General features: G+C 61.4%; 18 protein-coding genes and 2 pseudogenes. 13 read left to right on the forward strand and 7 right to left on the reverse strand.

What is annotated here, in order from left to right:
* From ACZLZY_RS23810 to ACZLZY_RS23830, 5 genes and pseudogenes are all read left to right on the forward strand, one after another.
* Positions 1 to 525 (forward strand): annotated as a pseudogene (locus ACZLZY_RS23810) (methyltransferase); the annotation flags it as partial.
* 393 nt (positions 526 to 918) lie between these two features.
* On the forward strand, positions 919 to 1869 hold the full coding sequence (locus ACZLZY_RS23815; protein ID WP_472936528.1) for an alpha/beta hydrolase: 951 nt from the start codon (positions 919 to 921) through the stop codon (positions 1867 to 1869).
* Positions 1870 to 1964: 95 nt separating this feature from the next.
* A complete protein-coding gene (locus tag ACZLZY_RS23820; RefSeq protein WP_472936555.1) occupies positions 1965 to 2306 on the forward strand; it encodes a helix-turn-helix domain-containing protein in 342 nt (113 codons plus the stop codon).
* Positions 2307 to 2489: 183 nt separating this feature from the next.
* The gene (locus ACZLZY_RS23825; RefSeq protein ID WP_472936529.1) at positions 2490 to 2951 is read left to right on the forward strand and encodes a MarR family winged helix-turn-helix transcriptional regulator; all 462 of its coding nucleotides are present in this window, start codon (positions 2490 to 2492) and stop codon (positions 2949 to 2951) included.
* Positions 2948 to 3775, forward strand: coding sequence for an NAD-dependent epimerase/dehydratase family protein (locus tag ACZLZY_RS23830; protein WP_472936530.1), 828 nt, complete (start codon positions 2948 to 2950; stop codon positions 3773 to 3775). The genes ACZLZY_RS23825 and ACZLZY_RS23830 overlap by 4 nt, the downstream gene beginning before the upstream one ends.
* A gap of 142 nt (positions 3776 to 3917) precedes the next feature.
* Here the strand turns inward: ACZLZY_RS23830 and ACZLZY_RS23835 are convergent, their stop codons facing one another.
* The gene (locus ACZLZY_RS23835; protein WP_472936531.1) at positions 3918 to 4832 is read right to left on the reverse strand and encodes an AraC family transcriptional regulator; all 915 of its coding nucleotides are present in this window, start codon (positions 4830 to 4832) and stop codon (positions 3918 to 3920) included.
* Positions 4833 to 4932: 100 nt separating this feature from the next.
* Here ACZLZY_RS23835 and ACZLZY_RS23840 point away from each other — a divergent pair, with 100 nt between their 5' ends.
* Complete coding sequence (locus ACZLZY_RS23840; RefSeq protein ID WP_472936532.1) at positions 4933 to 5670, forward strand: SDR family oxidoreductase; 738 nt, start codon at positions 4933 to 4935, stop codon at positions 5668 to 5670.
* 245 nt (positions 5671 to 5915) lie between these two features.
* On the opposite strand, the gene ACZLZY_RS23845 is transcribed toward ACZLZY_RS23840, so the two are convergent.
* Together ACZLZY_RS23845 and ACZLZY_RS23850 are read right to left on the reverse strand one after the other, a co-directional pair.
* A complete protein-coding gene (locus ACZLZY_RS23845; RefSeq protein ID WP_472936533.1) occupies positions 5916 to 7001 on the reverse strand; it encodes an aldo/keto reductase in 1086 nt (361 codons plus the stop codon).
* A gap of 22 nt (positions 7002 to 7023) precedes the next feature.
* Positions 7024 to 8010, reverse strand: a complete 987-nt coding sequence (locus ACZLZY_RS23850) for an MBL fold metallo-hydrolase (protein ID WP_472936534.1) — start codon at positions 8008 to 8010, stop codon at positions 7024 to 7026.
* 114 nt (positions 8011 to 8124) lie between these two features.
* Between ACZLZY_RS23850 and ACZLZY_RS23855 the strand changes: the two genes are divergently transcribed.
* Both ACZLZY_RS23855 and ACZLZY_RS23860 read left to right on the forward strand, forming a co-directional pair.
* Entirely contained in the window at positions 8125 to 9021 is an 897-nt protein-coding gene (locus ACZLZY_RS23855; protein WP_472936556.1) for a LysR family transcriptional regulator, read from the forward strand.
* Between the two features lie 441 nt (positions 9022 to 9462).
* The gene (locus tag ACZLZY_RS23860) at positions 9463 to 10410 is read left to right on the forward strand and encodes a LysR family transcriptional regulator (RefSeq protein WP_472936535.1); all 948 of its coding nucleotides are present in this window, start codon (positions 9463 to 9465) and stop codon (positions 10408 to 10410) included.
* 42 nt (positions 10411 to 10452) lie between these two features.
* On the opposite strand, the gene ACZLZY_RS23865 is transcribed toward ACZLZY_RS23860, so the two are convergent.
* The 3 genes and pseudogenes from ACZLZY_RS23865 to ACZLZY_RS23875 form a co-directional block, all read right to left on the reverse strand.
* The gene (locus ACZLZY_RS23865) at positions 10453 to 10845 is read right to left on the reverse strand and encodes a hypothetical protein (RefSeq protein WP_472936536.1); all 393 of its coding nucleotides are present in this window, start codon (positions 10843 to 10845) and stop codon (positions 10453 to 10455) included.
* 374 nt (positions 10846 to 11219) lie between these two features.
* Complete coding sequence (locus tag ACZLZY_RS23870; RefSeq protein WP_472936537.1) at positions 11220 to 11828, reverse strand: PAS-domain containing protein; 609 nt, start codon at positions 11826 to 11828, stop codon at positions 11220 to 11222.
* Between the two features lie 86 nt (positions 11829 to 11914).
* Positions 11915 to 12055, reverse strand: a pseudogene (locus ACZLZY_RS23875) (MHYT domain-containing protein); the annotation flags it as partial.
* Between ACZLZY_RS23875 and ACZLZY_RS23880 the strand changes: the two are divergent.
* Entirely contained in the window at positions 11993 to 12463 is a 471-nt protein-coding gene (locus ACZLZY_RS23880) for a LysR substrate-binding domain-containing protein (protein ID WP_472936538.1), read from the forward strand. The pseudogene ACZLZY_RS23875 and the gene ACZLZY_RS23880 sit on opposite strands and share 63 nt — an antisense overlap.
* A gap of 215 nt (positions 12464 to 12678) precedes the next feature.
* On the opposite strand, the gene ACZLZY_RS23885 is transcribed toward ACZLZY_RS23880, so the two are convergent.
* The gene (locus ACZLZY_RS23885; protein WP_472936539.1) at positions 12679 to 14085 is read right to left on the reverse strand and encodes an amidase; all 1407 of its coding nucleotides are present in this window, start codon (positions 14083 to 14085) and stop codon (positions 12679 to 12681) included.
* A 104-nt stretch (positions 14086 to 14189) separates the two neighbouring features.
* Here ACZLZY_RS23885 and ACZLZY_RS23890 point away from each other — a divergent pair, with 104 nt between their 5' ends.
* The 4 genes from ACZLZY_RS23890 to ACZLZY_RS23905 all read left to right on the forward strand — a co-directional run bounded on the left by ACZLZY_RS23890 (position 14190) and on the right by ACZLZY_RS23905 (position 17035).
* Entirely contained in the window at positions 14190 to 14753 is a 564-nt protein-coding gene (locus ACZLZY_RS23890) for a TetR/AcrR family transcriptional regulator (RefSeq protein ID WP_472936540.1), read from the forward strand.
* Positions 14754 to 15371: 618 nt separating this feature from the next.
* Positions 15372 to 15704, forward strand: a complete 333-nt coding sequence (locus ACZLZY_RS23895) for a hypothetical protein (RefSeq protein ID WP_472936541.1) — start codon at positions 15372 to 15374, stop codon at positions 15702 to 15704.
* A gap of 909 nt (positions 15705 to 16613) precedes the next feature.
* The gene (locus ACZLZY_RS23900) at positions 16614 to 16772 is read left to right on the forward strand and encodes a hypothetical protein (protein WP_472936542.1); all 159 of its coding nucleotides are present in this window, start codon (positions 16614 to 16616) and stop codon (positions 16770 to 16772) included.
* A gap of 38 nt (positions 16773 to 16810) precedes the next feature.
* Complete coding sequence (locus ACZLZY_RS23905; RefSeq protein ID WP_472936543.1) at positions 16811 to 17035, forward strand: helix-turn-helix domain-containing protein; 225 nt, start codon at positions 16811 to 16813, stop codon at positions 17033 to 17035.
* Positions 17036 to 17080: the final 45 nt, after the last annotated feature.

The following is a 17080-nucleotide window of genomic DNA, read 5'->3' on the forward strand; positions in this document are numbered from 1 at the left end:
GCGGAACTGAACGCGGAGCGATACGACCCCATCATCGAGGCGCTCGCCGAGGACGGCTACCGTGCGAAAACTTTGGGCGAGCTCCTGCGACAGCCACAGCTCAAAGATCGTCGATCGCAAGATCTGGTGGAAGTCCTGACCATCCTCGTGGGTGCCGGGCTCGCCAGCCCGGCGCAGACCCGGTCGGACGTCACGATGGGGAGATGTTCTGCTTTGAACGAACACATTCTCCATCGTGCCCGGAAGAGCATGGACCTGCGCCATCTGGCGTCGCCCGTGACGGGCGGTGGCGTTCCGATAGCGCATCTCAGCCAACTCTTCGTCCTTGCCGCTCGCGAAGGGAGGGGCAACGCCGAAGCGTTGACGGAGTACATATGGCGCTTCCTCGAGAGTGTCGGTGAGCGGGTGACGAAGGACGGCAAAAGGATTGAGTCCAAGGACGACAACCTGCGCGAACTGACGTCATTGGCCAACAGGTTCCTTCGGTTCGAGCAACCCCACCTCAGTGGCTTGGGAGTGATCTGAGCCATAACGCCCACCGATCCCAGAACGGGGTCTGCTGCCCCAGATGGAAGCAGCATGAACGGACGCCGAGATCAGATAGCGGGTTGGGAAACCTGTCGATGCATCAACCCGCAGCGGAGTGCATGCAGCGATGCTCGACACGCAACGTCGGCGTCCTCATCCATCTGCCGCTCGACAAGGCAGGGGAGCCGTCCCGTTCGTAGAACGGCAGTCGGCCGTTTCCACGGGCGACCGCCATGGTGCCGAGGGCGGACTGGTCTTTCTTCGCGGAAGGCGTACCGGATCTTGCCTGAATCGCCTGGGACCCGGTTCATTCGAGACCCATCGACCCTTCGCGCCTGAAAGGGCGACGTCCCGAGCGAAAGAGTAACGACATTACAACAGGAGACAGAGATGGCAGGCACATTCGGAGTTGCTTTCATGAACCGGGGCATCGAGCTGAAAGGGCAGATCCATTGTCCGGATGGCTTCAACCCCGGCATGACGTATCCCGCGATCGTTCTGAGCACGCCGGGCAGCAGCGTGAAAGAGCAGATCGGCGCCAACTATGCGACGCGGTTGGCTGAGAGGGGATACCTGGCTTTGGTGTTCGATCCGTCGTACCAAGGCGAAAGCGGTGGCGAGCCCCGCGATCTCGAGGACCCTTCGACGCGTGCCGAGGACATCCGCTGCGCAGTCGACCATCTGATGACGTTGCCATATGTCGACGAGGACCGCGTCGGCCTGCTCGGCATCTGTGCGGGAGGCGGATACGCGGTCAAGGCAGCGTTGACCGAGCTCCGCTTCAAGGCGGTCGCGACCGTGGTCGCTAGCGACATCGGCAAAGCATTCCGTCGCGCGCAGCCGGTCGAGGAACTGCGCCGGACGCTGGAAGCCGTCGGCCGGCAACGGACGATCGAGGTGAGGGGAGGGGCGCAACGTCGTGACCCGTGGATCCCGGACAGCTTGGCAGATGCCGAAACGGCAGGAGTCACGGATCCAGATACGCTTGAAGCCGTGCACTTCTACCGCGAATCCCCCTGGCGGCACGTGAATTCAACGAACCGCCTGTACTTCGGTGGCGTCGGGCACGTTTTAGGGTTCGACGCGTTCGGGCTCGTTCCCGACCTTTTGACGCAGCCTCTTCAAGTGATTGTCGGAGGCCGCCGTGGCGCCACAGGGCAGTATGAAGAGGGTGAGAGGCTTTTCGGGCTCGCCCGCGGCCGGAAAGAATTCTTCGTCGTCGACGGTGCCGGACATTACGACATGTACTACAAGCCCGAGTTCCTAGACCTTGCTGTCGGACGCCTCACGGACTTCTATGGGGAGCACCTACGGGCTCCATCGGCTCCAAAGGGAATCTAGGCTGAAGGTTTGACCCCGGACGCCATCAGCTGATTATCAGCCCGATCGGCCCGCGCTTGCGCACCCTCGCTTCGATCGAAGACACCTCCAGCGGTGTGGTCCGGGCTCTGGATTGGCTTAGACAGAACTTTCGCGAGCGGCAGTCCACTCATTCGCTCGCCGAAATTGCCCGCATGGGCGTTTCCACTCTGCATCGGCACTTTAAGGCGATAACGACGATGAGCCCGGTTCAGTATCGGAAACATCTACAACTGCATGAAGCGCGCCGCCTTATGATCGTAAGCGGGTTGGACGCGGCCTCGGCCGCATTTGATGTCGGGTATGAAAGTCCATCTCAATTTAGCCACGAGTATCGCCGGGCTTTCGGTCAGCCCCCAACTTCCAGCGTTGCCAGTTTCAAACGCTCAGTCAAGGCAATCGCTACCGTGACGCCGTGACGCCCCGATGAGCGGCCTTGAGCATTGCTGACAGAAGTTTCGCTAACCAACCCGCATGGGGCAACGATCCTTGCTAACTCACGCTCGATCGCAGCGGAGTTCGTAAGACCGTACGTTGAGGGTTTGCTGCTGGGCTTCTAATAAAGGCTAGCCAACATGTCTGCTAGCTGACATAATAGTCAAATGGCAGACAATCACGAGAACCTGGATGTCGATTCGGTCGCCGCTTGGGCGAAGCGTTGCTACTTGGCCGGCCGCGCGATGATGGACAATGTGCTCAGACCCTACGATCTCGGCGCGACCCAATGGTACGTGCTGCATCGGTTAGCCGAAGATGGGCCGATCATGCAGCGCGAGCTGATGCGCTTGCTTGAAGTCGAACGTGCGACCTTAAGCTCAATCGTCGTCACCTTGGTGCGAAAGGGGCTTGTCGAACAGGTGCCTGACCGCGTGGACCGGCGACAGAAACTCCTTCAGATCACGGAGGCCGGGGCAACGCTGTGGAGCAGCCTGCCCGACCTGACATTCATCCGAAATGCGGCTTTCGGCGGCCTCGATCCAACTGACCTGGCAGTTGCGGTTCGCGTGCTGCGCACCGCGACAGAGCGCCTTGGCGCCTTTTCCAAGAAGGAAGACGACGCATGACAATCCTTGTGACCGGAACGACCGGACTGGTAGGGGTGCGCCTTCTGCCCCGTCTCCTGAACGCAAGCTTTGAGTGCCGAGCCCTCTTGCGACCTGGAAGGATGGCTCCCGCCGGAGCGACGATCGTGCCCGGAGACATCCTTGATCCTGCTTCGCTCGTAGAGGCGGTCGAGGGCGTGTCAGCCGTCGTCCATCTAGCTGCGGTCTTTCGCACGCCGGACGAGGACATGATCTGGAAAACCAATCGCGAGGGAGCACTTAATCTGATTGCTTCGGTGAAGACCCATTCGCCAAACGCCCGTTTCATCTTGGCCAGTACCAGCCACGTCTACGGCAAGGACAAACCGCATCCCGGCCGCGAGGACGACGCGGTCGATCCGCCACAGGCCTACCCCGCCAGTAAAGTCGCGGCTGAAAAGGCCCTTCGCGAAAGCGGGCTGAACTGGTCGATCCTTCGCTTTCCATTCGTTTACGGTGATGGCGACGGGCATCTTGAGGCTCTGCCCCAGCATCTTGCCGCAGGCGACTGGCATCCTGCCCGGCGGCTGAGCACGATTCACCACCGTGACCTCGCGGCGGCCATGCAGATGGCGCTCGACGGCAGGATGGACGGTCGGATCGTCAATGTCGCGGACGACGCGCCGGCATCGGTCTACGAACTAGCCTCTTTGGTCGGCCAGCCTATGCAGGGGTCTTCCGCGCCCTTGGAGAACCCTTGGCATCTCCACGTCGACGCATCCCTGGCTCGCAGCCTGGGTTTTCAGGCGACCGTCAGGAAGTGTTTCAAGCCGTTCGGGAGAAGCTGCTCTGAGAAGCAAGATTAGCGCTTGCTGGTGGCCTGAGCTTACTGCGGGCGTTGTCCGAGGACGGACAGCGCAACAGCTTTATGCCTCTAATTTCGCAGTATCGCGAGCGACGAGTATCTGACTAACGGGCAGAAGTCAGGGGTCATTCTCGATCCTGCGGTTATTTGGATCCCTCAGTTACCCGGCGATTGTAACTGGGCGTGCGGCCAATCGTACGCTTGAAGGCCTGGGCGAAGGCACCTTGGGAGTTGTAGCCGACCTCGACGGCCACTGCCGCGACAGGAAAGCCCGCCCGAAGCATGCGCTCGGCCACGATCATCCGCCATCGTGTCATATAGTCCATCGGAGGGCGACCGACCCGTTCCGAGAAGCGTTGCGTGAAGGTCGAGCGAGACATGCCAACTTCCTTCGCCAGCATCGGAGCGGTCCAACGACGGGCAGCATCCCCATGCATGAGGCCGATAGCCTTTGCGATGCGGGGATCGGCCAAGGCCGTGATCCATCCAACGCGATCCGCGGAGCCAGCCGCGACATAAGCGCGGATGGCTTCCACGACGAGGATCTCGGCCAATCGCTCGGCGACCAGCAATCCTCCCATAGTACCGCGACGGACTTCGTCTTGAAGCGCCGCAAGGGTGCGGGCAACGGAGCCTGCTTCGTCTGACGACGGATCGATGCGAAGGAAGGACGGCAGCGCGTCCAAGACATAGGCGGCGCAACCTTCCGCGAAGGCGCTGCCCCCGCCGACAAGGACCGTGTCGCTCCCGTCACCGAGCCGCACGGTGTCGTGCCCGGGTGCGGCGTACAGCTCCATCCCGTCCTCCGGTTCGAGAGCGGGATCGCTGGCGACGACGTACCGCGTGTCGCTGAGCAGGACAACGTCGCCTTCGGCCATGCACTCGGGTGGGCGGTTCGGAAGGAGGAGCCAACAATTGCCCCGTGTGACGGCAACGAACTTCAGCCGCGCCCTCCCGTCGAAAGAAAGTGCCCACGTTCCTGACGCCTCGAGCCTGGTGCCGCGGACGCCTCGCGTGCCCAGGAAAGCGAAAATGTCGGAGAAAGGATCGTGCATCATATCCGGCGTATCGCGATAATTTCACGGTGTCTCAAACATAGATCATCCTGGCCGACGTGCATAGATTCCAAACGGAACGAAGCCGGATCGGAGAAACTTCATGACAATCAAGAACAAGGTGGTTGCAGTCACCGGAGCGGGACGCGGCATCGGGCGGGCGACCGCCCTGCGTCTGGCCGAAGGCGGGGCCTTCCTTGTGCTCGGTTCGCGAAACGAGGGGGAACTGGCCGAGACCGCCGGCGAAATCGAAAAGGAAGGTGGACAGGCCGTTTTCCGGGTGACCGATGTCACGCGGCGATCCGACCTCGAGGCGCTGGTCGCGCTGGCCTGCGAGCGATTCGGCCGCCTCGACGTGCTCGTCAACAATGCCGGGATCGGCCCGATCTCGCGTTTCGATGCCCTCCGTGTGGAGGACTGGGACGCTATGATAGAAGTGAACCTGAAGGGGGCGCTTTACGGCATTGCCGCGGCGCTGCCTGTCTTCGTCACCCAGCAGAAAGGCCATGTCGTGAACGTGATCTCGACCGCCGGGATCAAGATCGTCCCCACCATGGGCGTCTATGCCGCGACCAAGAACGCGCTTCGCACGGCAACTGAAGCACTCCGCCAGGAGTCTGGTCGTTACCTCAGGGTGACAGAGGTCTCACCCGGCTTCATCGACACCAACTTCGCGGACGCCTCCATTGCCGATCCCGACGTGCGAGCGGCGATCTTGAAGAGCAAGAATGAGATCGCCATCTCGCCGGACGCCATCGCCCGCGCTATCGCGTTCGCGATCGAGCAGCCCGACGACGTTGAGATCGGCAGCATCGTGGTCCGGCCAACGGCTCAGGATTGAACCCGGGTCGGGATAGCAGGCCGCTTGGCGCCGATCGGGAGGATCCCAGCGTCCTTTGTCCCTTACAGCCTGTACATCCGACTACGATGCCGTCGGTTCCGACCGAAACATCCATGCTGCGCTGCTGTCCGCCCATCTGTCGAACGAATGCGGGAGACCACTGCATCACCCGCTTGAAAGCTGTGCTGAAGCCCGAGATCGAATCGTCAAGAGGGGTAGGGATTACAAGCCGCTTGCGCTGATGTTCATCCGGCCAGACGAGCTTGTGCGACTGACTGCGCTCGCCGGATCTGCCCTTGGTAGAGGCTATCCTTGCCGGGGTACCACGGCATGCCGCCGATCGCGTCGAAGCCGGGGATGGTTTCCATGTGCCGTACCATCCGTCGGCGCATGGCCGCGTTCGGGAGAGCGCCGCTTAGAGCCTGCAAATTGTCGCTCAGGTGGTCCGGGTCAGATGTCCCGCAGAGAACGCAGGTCACGGCCGGATGGGCAATGACCCACTTCAGGAAGAACTGCGCCCAGCTCGTAGCGTCGAACTCTGCGGCAAAGTCGGGCAGGGGATGGTTCTGGACGACGTGCATCAACCGGGCCTTCTCCAGCGGGAGGTTGACGAAGACCCCGACGCCCTGAGCTGCCGCTGCGGGCAGCAGGCGCTCCTCTGCCGTCCGGTTGAAGATGGAGTAGTTCGTCTGGACGACGTCTACCGCGCCGCCTTCGACGATGCGCGTGAGCTCGGCCTGGGAGGACGATTCGTGATGGGTGACGCCGACATGACCGATATGCCCCTCCTTCTTCCACGCCTGCATCAGCGGAAGCACGACCGCGGCATTGGTGATGCTGTGACATTGCATCAGGTCGATCGTCGAGCGCCACACTCGCAGCTTGGTCTGCTCGAGGCTCGCCGTCGCATGGCTAGTGTCGCCGAGATACGCGCCCGTCGACCAGATCTTGTTTGCGAGGAAGATGTCCCGCGTCTCCGGCATTTGCGACAAAAAGGCACCGACGGTGACCTCCGCCGAGCCGTAGAGCGGCGAGGTGTCGATCACGCCGCCACCACCGGCCACGTACCGCGCAACGACGTCGCGAAGACGTTCACGCGAGTCGCCAGGCATCAGGTCGAAGGTCAGGAACGTGCCGAGGCCGAGCGCCGTCACCGAGCGTCCCGTCCTGCCGATCTTGCGGGTGAGGGGAGGTTCGGAAGCGGGTGGTAGGCTCGAATCCGCCTGCGCGTAGACCCGCTTTGCCCCCAGGGTGGTGATACCAACGGCCGCGGCACTTGCTGCACCCAGGAAGCTGCGTCGGTCGATGGTCATGGCGTTCTTCTCCGTCATGTTGATTCCCTCTTCCCGTGCTTCAGAACTGCCAGCCGGCGGGTACCCACGCGTAGCCGCTGTCGGTGCGCAGGATCCGTCCGAGACCGGGGAAGGGGTAGTGGAAGCCGAGGATGAGCATCCGGTCGGCAGCCGCCTGGTCGAAGATGCGGTGGCGTGCCGTCGCGGCGGCCTCCTGGTCGCGGTCGGGCCCGGGACGCCATGGTCGGTCGATATTGACCACCGGATGATAGGCGAGATCGGCTGTCAGCAGCAGTTGGTCGTTGCCCGAATGGACGAGGAAGGCCGCCATGCCGGGGGTATGGCCGAACGCAGCGATCGTCGTCAGGCCCGGCAGGATCTCAGTACCGGCCTCGTAGAGCTCGATGCCCTGGGCGACGGGTTGCACGCTCCGCTTAATGTTGGCCGCGAAGCGTTGCCGGAACTCCGGCGGAACAGGCATGTAGGAGAGGTCCGGCTCGGCCTCGACAAAGAAGGCCCAGTCCGCCCTAGGCGCCAACACCCGGGCCCTGGAGAAGGCGCGCCCGCCGTCAGCAGCCCTCAGGTTGCCGACGTGATCGGGATGTATGTGCGAGATCACCACCACGTCGATGTCGTCCGGGGACAGCCCGAGCCCGCGCAGGTTGTCGAACAGGCGGCCGCCGTTCGGTCCCATGGTGTTGCCGGCCCCGGCTTCCAGAAGCACACGGCGGCCACTGATTTCCAGCAGCAGCGTGTTGAGGTTCAGGGTCATGAAGTCCGTCGGGAGGAACGCGTGCCTCAAGGCGGCTTCCAGCTCGACCTCAGGCGCATCGCCCGCGTAGACGGCCGGGGGGCCGCCGATAACGCCGTCACTGACCACAGTTGCGGTAATACCGCCCACCTGGAACCGGTAGTGGCCCGCGTTTCCGGCCGGCTTCGCTGTCGTCTGCTGGGCCTCTGCGGTTTCGGAAAGCCCGGTGGTAAGAAGGGACCCAGAAGCGCTTGCGAGGGCCGTCAGCATGATGCTGCGTCGGTTGAGCGTGAGCATTGTCGTCCTTTCGTGTGAGAACGGACCGTGGCTGTTCTTCCGCCCAAGGTGACATAAGAGCGCTGCGTCGATAAGGTGATCAAAAGCAAGCAAGCTGTTCTCCGGAGCCGAGCAATCCTATCCTCCGTCAAACTTGATCACCTAGAGACTTTTGCCCTGATCGTCCGGTGCGGGGGCTTTCGCGCCGCGGCTGCCGAACGTGGCGTCTCGTCATCCGTCATGAGCCAGACGATGGGGGTGCTCGAGAAGGCCATCGGCATCCGTCTCCTGAACCGCACGACCCGCAGCGTGGCGCTGACGGAAGCGGGGGAGCGGCTGCTCGAACGGCTTCGGCCGGCGCTGGACGACATCCGCACGGCCGTCGGCGAACTCGACCAGTTGCGCGACAACCCCTCAGGAACGCTGCGCATCAACGCACCGGGTCCGGCAGTGGACCATGTCCTCTGCCCGATCGCCTTCGCCTTCATGGAGGCCCATCCCGACGTCAAGGTGGAGATCGTCAGCGACGCCGCCATCGTCGACATCGTCGCGCAAGGCTTCGACGCCGGTGTCCGGTTCGGGCAACATCTCGCCCAGGATATGATCGCGATGCCGCTGGGACGGCCTCTGCGTTATGCGATCGTCGCCTCGCCGGACTATCTGCAAAGCCGCGGGCGGCCTGAGACGCCGTTCGACCTCGTCGGCCACGACTGCGTCCGGCGCCGCTATCCCGGCGGCACGCTCGCCACGTGGGCGTTCGAGAAAGATGGTGAAGCCGTCGAGATCGTCCCAGAAGGGCGGTTGACCCTGGGATCGGCGCATCAGGAACTTCAGGCAGCCTTAGCAGGGAGGGGCATCGCTCACGTGTTCGAGGATTACGCCCGAGATGCTATCGAGAGCGGCGTCCTTATTGACGTGCTGACAGACTGGAGTCCACGCCTGCCTAGCTGGTTCCTGTACTACCCGAACAAGCGACACAGCAGCGCGGGGATGCGGGCGTTTCTTGAGTTCGTTCGTAAGTCGACACGGTAGGTCCGCAATTGCTGATCGAGGGCACGACTGGAAAGTTCATGACGCTCGACACTGTGAAATTTTGGCAATTGGTATCAAGGCTACCAGCCGATCCGCTTTTGACCGGGGCGTATGGCAACGCAAATGGTTGATTCGGCCACAAGAAATCGACAAAAGCGCGACTGAACGCACGTTTAGAAAGTTACGGATTTGTCTTATCAGTGCAGTCGATGTAATTCAGACATGATAGAGGGTTTTTTGCTTGAGCAGGGGGAGGCTCCGCTCTTGTCATCAACAAATTGGGTATCCGGTAAGCCTGAAAAGGGCTTTTTTGGTTTGAAACTTAAAGGCAAGGTTGTTTATGAAATTCAGACGTTTCGTTGCATTGCGTGCGGGTATCTCGACTCTTACGCATTGTGAGACTGGAAAGCTTGGCAGAGGGAGCCGACGACCGAAACGGATATGTCATCCGTTGGTGGCTTCATCTACCTGATGCCGGATATCTCTTTTTCACAGCTTCGATGCTTCCTTGCCATCGCCGACTCTGGCAGCTTCTCTGAAGCGGGGCGACTGCTGGGTCTTTCTCCGTCGGTCGTATCAAAGACTATGGCGCGACTGGAGGCGTCCCATGGCGTCAAGCTGCTGCACCGATCCACCCATTCTGTATCGCCAACCGAGGAGGGCAGGGCACTAATAGAGCCAGCACGGGCTGCGGGAGCGGCGCTCCAAGATGTTGTTGAGGTTCTCGACCACTCTGGGGCCTGCGCGGGCGGAACCGTGCGGCTCACCGCTCCCATCGCGTTCCTGCGCCACTGCCTGATCCCGCTGCTTCCGGAGCTCCGCCGGACGCTGCCGGACGCCCATCTGGATCTTCGGGCCAGCAACGAGTTCCTTGACCTCGCCAGTCATGGCATCGACGTCGCGATCCGCTCGGGGAACCTCGACGACGTTCCGGGCCATGTGCGGCAGGTCTGGTTCTCCTGTCCTTGGGTCGTCTGTGCGACGCTGGGCTATCTTGAGGGACGTCGACGTCCGACGATCCCTATCCATTTGGCGGAGCACGAGCTGATCGGCTTCCGGGCGAGCAAGGATGGACTGGTTAGGGCGTGGAACTTTCGCGACCCGGAAACCGGAACGCGATCTCGTTTGCTGCCTGATCCAGTCCTGGCGTTCGACGACGGCGAGGCCGGCTGGCTCGCCACCCTTGCCGGGCTGGGGATCGCGCGTGCGCCGCTGTTTCTCGCCGCGGAAGCTTTGCGAGACGGCAACGTTGTGGAACTGCTTCGACCTTGGCGCGATGCCGACATGCCGGTCTCAATCGTCCGTCGGGAGACTCGGCTCACGCCGCCCCGGGTGGAGCGGTTGATTACCTTTCTCAAACGACATCCGCCCCGCCTGGACCTCGCCTGAAGCAGCGACATATAGGTCCAAAGAGGTGGTTGACCGACTAGTTCAGCCGAAACGTGTCATTTCGGTCTGTGCGATCAGGCGCCAGTCAATGACGGCCGCGAGACGATGCGGTGCGGCCTCATCCCGATACTGGTCGCTTTCCACGATCGTGCGGAACGCGGCGAGGGAAGGGTAGCGTACGACTAGGATCGCGTCCCAAGCCTCGCCTTCTGGGCCGGCTACGAAGCCGGCCACATCTCCGGTCCAGATCGGTTCGATGCCCTCAATGCCTTTGGCGGTCGCTATGGCCCGGAAAGCGGTCACATAGTCTCCGAAGTAGGTTTCCCGCCCGCCGTCTGGACGAAAGCGCAGAAGGTTGAGCATGTAGACGGGCGAGGTGGCCGGAATTGCGGCCGCAAGTCGGTCGAGCGTTGTGTTTTGGATTTCGTAATTCATTGGGTGCCTCCGTTCGATCGATGTAACATCGTCGAAGGGAGTGGCGTACGGTAGCCGCTTGGGTGACATCACACCCTTGCCGATATAGCTGAATCGAGTGTTGGTAAATCTTCTCCCGATCGCCGCCGGCAGCGTAAGCTCGCAGACGTTCGAACCCCATCCTGCTCACCCCGTTTTAGGCAACCACTCGAAGCAAGGCCGTCATTTCCGACATCTCCGCCGTAATCCTCCGCGGCTCGATGTGGTGAACCATGTGCCCTACACCCGGGAGGACGAGGAGCCTGCTTTCGGGCAGGAGCTCGCACAGGGCATGGACTGGCGCTCGTAGTCGACGATGCGGTCGCTGTCTCCCGTCACGACGAGGACGGGAAGCTTCAGTTCGGAGTATCGGCCCTCGAACGCGGCGGCCGACGGGAGCATCGTCGCAGACTCGTCCGCCGATGCCCGGAGCGCACATCTATGTATGCCAGACGCTCGAGGGCTTTCTGTGACTCCCGCTCGACGGTGATGTCGTCATAGGTCAGTACCGCGCCTCCGCCGGCCGTAGGTCGGCAAGCGACGCTAATCACGCGACCGTCGTCGAGCGCATGTTCCAGATACGTGGTGTTCTGACGTCCGAACCAGGCGACGTGGTTCTCGATGACCCTCCCGGTCCGCGCGGCGCTCCAACCGAGGTGGGCGCCGAGCTTCGACAAATACTCCTGCCACGTCATTCCGACCGCCACATAGGTCTCGTCGATGCCGAACAGCTTCAGGAGACGGTTGTTCAAAAGGGTGATGCGCCCGCTCGAGCCGATAAGCAGCAACCCATTCGACATGTTCGTGAGCGCTGCGCTCAGCAGGGCTCCATGGCGCGTCTGGTATTCCAGCTTCGCCGACGAGACCGCGGCCGTGAACGCCGTCGCAAACAGGCAGAGCGCCACCACCGTAACGACGGCTCCAAGGGTGACCTGGTCAACCCCCACGATGGGGGAGTTCGCCATTGGATCGAGCGACAGCCCGGTATAGCAGTGAAGTGGACGGCGCAGAGAGCGAGGACGAACAGCAACGAGAACGACCACTTCGAGCGACCGAACCCCGGGATCGAAAAGGCAGTCGCCAAGATCCCGATGCCCAGGATCGTCGAGAGTCCGGTCGTGGTTGGTGAGTGGGAGAGGACACATCCCCGGAGGGCCGACATTCCGAGGTAGTGCATGTGCGGGCTGATCATCCGCTGGTCGGGGAGGAGCTTACGCAAGAGCTCTACGAGAGCCTCCAGCACGTCAACGTGCTTCCGCCCGGCCGCATGCGGGCGGGCCTATACCAGGTGCTGGAGCGGAAGGGCGTCCGGCGCGACGTCGCGGTGTCCGTCACCCACTTCCTTGCCGTCCCGGAGATCGTCGCCGTGACCGATTACTGCGCGACCCTGCCGCTCTTGGTCTGCCGTCACCTTTCGAGGGATGCGAGGTTGAAGGTCCTTCCGGCGCCTGTCGACCTCGGCATATTCCCGGTGGAGCTGGGCTGGCATGTTCGTTACCGAAACGATGCTGCCCATCGCTGGCTCCGCTCCTTCATCATAGCGCTAGCGAAGGAACTCGCGGCACCAAGCCCCGAGGCAGAGACCATGTTTGGTGGTTGAACTCGACGAGATCTTACGGGCGCAGACTCAGTGCGTCGCATGATAGTCATTTCAATGCCATTCAGGGCACGGGAGGCCAGTCCCTCCCTCGAAGGCACGGCCTCGTTGATCGGCCGCGCCCCCGCGGATCCCTATCAGAAAGACGTTCATGTTCGTCTTTTCCTCTGGAGTGGCAACGGCGGCGCCCATTGCGGGGCACCGCGCGCTCTTCGGGTTCAGATGTCCGGGAATAAGTCCCGAACCGGGCTGACGCTCTCCAGAAGCGAAGCCACGTGTAGGATCGTGGACTCCGCCTGCCAAGCTCCGACGATCTGCACGTTGATCGGGAGGCCTTCCCGACTTGTCCCGAACCGCATCGCGAGGCCGGGAAGCCCTGTGACGTTGAGAGGAACGGTCGCGCCTTGCAGGTAGGTTGCGTCCACCGTCTGGCCGTCGATGGTGAACTCCTCGACCCCGTGTTTGTGCGCCGGGATCGGCAGTACATGGGTAATCAGGGCATCGTAGCGAGAGAAGTAGTCTGCGTAGCCGTCGCGCAGCCGTTCTGCCGCCTGCTCGGCGTCGACGAAGTCGGCCATCGACGTGTCCGGTAGGGACAGCATAGTCTTCGACATCTTGTACATCTCGCCTTCGTGGCCTCTCGTCGCTTCTCGGAACGCGGGCTTCATCTCCATGACATGAAGGCGGTAGAACACGTCGAGGGCGAAGTCGCGCTCCAGTGCCGGGATGCCCACGTGCTCGACATGGACGCCAAGATCCTTCAGGGAGTCCGCTGCGGCCTTGACGGTCGCCGCGACCTCAAGGTCGACGGGACCGAAGCCGGGACCGACCATCCAGCCGACGCGGAGCGGGCGGTCCGGATTGGGTTCAATGCCTGCATCGAACCGACTCGTGATGGTCGCGAATGCATCCTCGCCGTCCGGCCCGGCGAGTTGCGAGAAGGCCAGCGCGACGTCACGCACCGAACGCGCCATCGGCCCAACATGCCAGAAGCGGCGTGGCGCACGCGGCCAGATTCCGGTCATCGGCACGCGGCCATGCGTCGCCTTCATAGAGGTGATCCCGGTCTGAGCGGCCGGGCCGCGGACGGAGATCGCAAGGTCGGTGCCGAGGCCAAGCGGCGACATGCCCGCCGCGATCGCGGCCGACTCGCCGCCGCTCGAACCGCCCGGCGTGCGGGTCATGTCCCACGGGTTGTTCGAGCGACCGGACAGGAGATTGTCGCTCTCGATCCAGTAGGAGAACTCGGGCAAGTTGGTCTTCGCGAGAAGAATGCCGCCGGCCTGCTTCATGCGGGCGACGCTCGTGGCATCGCGTTCTGGTGTCCGCTCGCGGAAGATCGGCGAGCCGCGTTGCGTCAGGACCCCGGCGGTGTCGATCGAGTCCTTCACGGTGAAGGGAACGCCGTGCAACGGGCCAAGATCCTCGCCGGCCAACACAGCCGCTTCCGCAGCCTTGGCTAAGTCGAGAGCGCGTTCAGCGACCGTCACGATCGCGTTGTTGGTCGGGTAGACGGCTTCGATGCGATCGAGGTGCGCCTGCATGACCTCGACGGGCGAGATCTCGCGGGTTCGGATGAGCTCCGCGAGCTTGGTTGCGTCGAAACGTGTAATCTGAAGCGTCATGTTATAATCCCCTGCCTATCACTTGATAGGCAACCTCTAGCCCTTCACTAAATCGTCTTCAACGTCTATCTATCACTTGGTAGATAAATGGGGAGCGCCGGGAAATGAGCTCGAAAATGAAGGAAGACATTCTAGCGGCCGCCAAGCGTGCGGCGCAGTCGCATGGCTACGGTGGCCTGAACTTCCGGGAGCTTGCGGCCGAGGTCGGCATCAAAGGAGCGAGTATCCACTACCACTTCCCGACGAAGGCCGACCTCGGTGCGGCCGTGGCCAAGCGCTACTGGGAGGACTCGCAGACGGTTCTCGAGGCTTTGTGGGATGGGGAAGCGGACCCCGCCGGCGCCCTCCGGGAGTATCCCAACACGTTCCGCATCTCGCTCGAGAACGGCAACCGCATCTGTCTGTGTAGCTTCATGTCAGCCGAGCACGACGACCTGCCGGATCCGGTGAAACAGGAGGTCCTAACTTTTGCCGAGATCAACGTGGCGTGGCTGGCGAAGGTCCTGTCCGCAGCGACCGACATGGACGACGTCACATGCGAGAAGCGCGCTCGTGCCATATTCGCGGCCGTTGCCGGCGCCCAGCTCATGGCCCGCAGCCGTTCGGATATTTCCGTGTTCGACGCATTGATCCATGGATATCGCGACGCTGGTCTCCTGCCCGCATAACGGCTGCGGCGAGGATGCGGCAATTACCGTGCAACACGACGGGGCCGCCTATGACCAGGGCACGCCGTCAAAGGCCTCTGCTACAACTTACTTTAGAGAGGTAGCGAATGTCCGCTCTCGGGAGTGTTCTTTGCGCGATCGAACGGCGTTCATGGGTCGATAGCGGCCGACCCGCTTGGGACGGCTGCCTACTCGGCGCCGACTAAATTTAAAAGCTGGAAAGAAGACATTCCGCGTTCCAACTCGATGATTAGACGCGGAAGATAGTGCGTGACTGTAGTTAGATCCGTACATACCGTCATTTAGCCAAAATTTCGTACCGATTAGGAAGTTCGCCTAGTCACAGAGTAGAACAGGGTTCCGGACGCGACATCATCCGGACGTGCCAAGTTGCCCCGCGGGATCAGCGTGATGGAGCGATAGTTCTTCAAGGAAAATGAACAGACCCGCGTAATGGCGGTCAATGCTTCCGTCGCCTACCGCACGTACGAGGCGACGACATTGCCTGCTGGATCGTCCGCAAGATCGCAGTAGAGGGTGAGGGCCCCACGGCTATCGCGAAGGCCCTTAGCGTAAGGCGGATTGTGCTCTGGAAACTTCGTCCCGATTGGAGAAGCCGTGCTGAGAAACTGGCTGACCTACCTTCCGCTGCTGTACGTCATGTCGGCGGGATTGGTCTTCGCGATGCGAAGCTGGGGCTGGCTCATGATCGCGGCGATCTCAACCCTGGCTGCCTCGGCATTTCTCGTGTCAGCATCCGAACGAGTGGAGTCTGATGTCGGGTGGCTCGGCATCACCGCAGCCATATTCATCGCGGCGGGGGTCGTGATCGGCGTCGCTGCAAGAAGCCTTCACCTGCTGATGCCGAAAAAAGCAGGATCTGCAATGTTCACGATGATCTCCGTGCTGCTGATCGTGTCGCCGCTACTCGGAATTTTGCTGAACTCGTAGTGTCGGAGATCGCGCTATCACATAGGCCGTGCAGAGCGAGTAGGGAAGCGAAGCCAAGACAAGATACAGTAGCCCCACGACCAATCCAATGCTGAAAGGTAGAAGCAATAGCGTTAGCAGCATCGTAATCGCGGAGGACGGGAATACGACTAGACTGGCGATACTTGTAAACCGCAAGCGGGTTTCCAGCATCCATCCAACTGCAGAATATGTAAGCAGCGAGACGAGCAGCACGGGTATCACGGACAGCAGCAGCATATGCGTGTAGAGCGAAATAGCGACAAGAACCGCTTGGAAGATGCCTTCCAAACCGTCCCCGACTGCGAAAACACAAGCAGCGCAGAGCTGTTAACCGCACTGCCGACGATCCAGGCTATTACTGTCGCCTTAAAAGCCAGGCGCCGGCGCGAAGACTTCGGGAACTTTCGCATCCCCACATGAGTGTAGACGGCAGTTAAGAACGGGTGAGCAAGACACTCATCACCTCGGCTTCGGCAATCCCCGCGACGCATCCATCAAGCAGCCTGACGGCAGCGGATTCCATATGATCGCAAATCCGCGTCGATAGCAGTCGTATGCAGCAGGTCCGGCAAGCAGCGCCCAGCCGCCTATGATGACGACGGCCAGCATAACGGCGAGGTTCCGAAATGCCACGAAAGCGCGCTGGCCGGGCTGCGGTTTCATATTCGCCATTTAGCGATTATACCTCTTACGTCTCTTGATAAACCGCATGAAGAACCACCTGCATGGTACCGGTAATAGTGGACCACATGGACGAATGCCGGTTAGCGGAGAGAGGCAGTCGGTGCCGGGCGGAAGGTTGCATTGATCAGTGCCGAGATACCAAATTCCACTTACTATTCATTCCATCCTCGGTAAAGGCTGCGCTATGAAACTCGGAGCCGTTCAGTGTCATTCAATCCAGATATAAAAAATATCTTGCAAAAAAATCCAGGAATGAGTGTAGCCGATGCCCAGCTAAAAGCAGTATGCCGCCGTCTGCCGATGTATTTTCTAGCTTTGATTTTGTTTCTTGTGTCTGTGGCTTTTGAATTTAGTCGGCGTTGACCGTTGCAGCCCTCAAACTGGCAGGCTAGCCTCCTGACATGATGACACCAGCCGAATGCTCGGCCGCCCGTTCTCTCCTTCAATGGTCGCAGCTGACGCTCGCCGACGCATCGGGTGCCGATGTTTCGGCTATCAGGAACTACGAGGACGGCAAGCTCGCACCTAATGAGGCGAACGTGGAGGCTCTTCGAAGAGCCGTCGAAACCGCCGGCGTTCAGTTCATCACGGAGATCGGCGGCGGAACGGGCGTCCGGCTCCGCTAGCCGGCGATCTGGTCTGGCTAGGAGCAAACCGCGGTTTAATCATTC

The sequence above is a fragment of the Mesocryomonas lacus genome, assembly GCF_055730135.2.

Bases quoted from the DNA above. Each gene is read 5' to 3' on its own strand.
- ACZLZY_RS23815 (WP_472936528.1), top strand. From the start codon at position 919: ATGGCAGGCACATTCGGAGTTGCTTTCATGAACCGGGGCATCGAGCTG.
- ACZLZY_RS23825 (WP_472936529.1), top strand. From the start codon at position 2,490: ATGGCAGACAATCACGAGAACCTGGATGTCGATTCGGTCGCCGCTTGG.
- ACZLZY_RS23830 (WP_472936530.1), top strand. From the start codon at position 2,948: ATGACAATCCTTGTGACCGGAACGACCGGACTGGTAGGGGTGCGCCTT.
- ACZLZY_RS23835 (WP_472936531.1), bottom strand. From the start codon at position 4,832: ATGATGCACGATCCTTTCTCCGACATTTTCGCTTTCCTGGGCACGCGA.
- ACZLZY_RS23840 (WP_472936532.1), top strand. From the start codon at position 4,933: ATGACAATCAAGAACAAGGTGGTTGCAGTCACCGGAGCGGGACGCGGC.
- ACZLZY_RS23845 (WP_472936533.1), bottom strand. From the start codon at position 7,001: ATGACGGAGAAGAACGCCATGACCATCGACCGACGCAGCTTCCTGGGT.
- ACZLZY_RS23850 (WP_472936534.1), bottom strand. From the start codon at position 8,010: ATGCTCACGCTCAACCGACGCAGCATCATGCTGACGGCCCTCGCAAGC.
- ACZLZY_RS23860 (WP_472936535.1), top strand. From the start codon at position 9,463: ATGTCATCCGTTGGTGGCTTCATCTACCTGATGCCGGATATCTCTTTT.
- ACZLZY_RS23865 (WP_472936536.1), bottom strand. From the start codon at position 10,845: ATGAATTACGAAATCCAAAACACAACGCTCGACCGACTTGCGGCCGCA.
- ACZLZY_RS23870 (WP_472936537.1), bottom strand. From the start codon at position 11,828: ATGGCGAACTCCCCCATCGTGGGGGTTGACCAGGTCACCCTTGGAGCC.
- ACZLZY_RS23885 (WP_472936539.1), bottom strand. From the start codon at position 14,085: ATGACGCTTCAGATTACACGTTTCGACGCAACCAAGCTCGCGGAGCTC.
- ACZLZY_RS23890 (WP_472936540.1), top strand. From the start codon at position 14,190: ATGAGCTCGAAAATGAAGGAAGACATTCTAGCGGCCGCCAAGCGTGCG.
- ACZLZY_RS23905 (WP_472936543.1), top strand. From the start codon at position 16,811: ATGATGACACCAGCCGAATGCTCGGCCGCCCGTTCTCTCCTTCAATGG.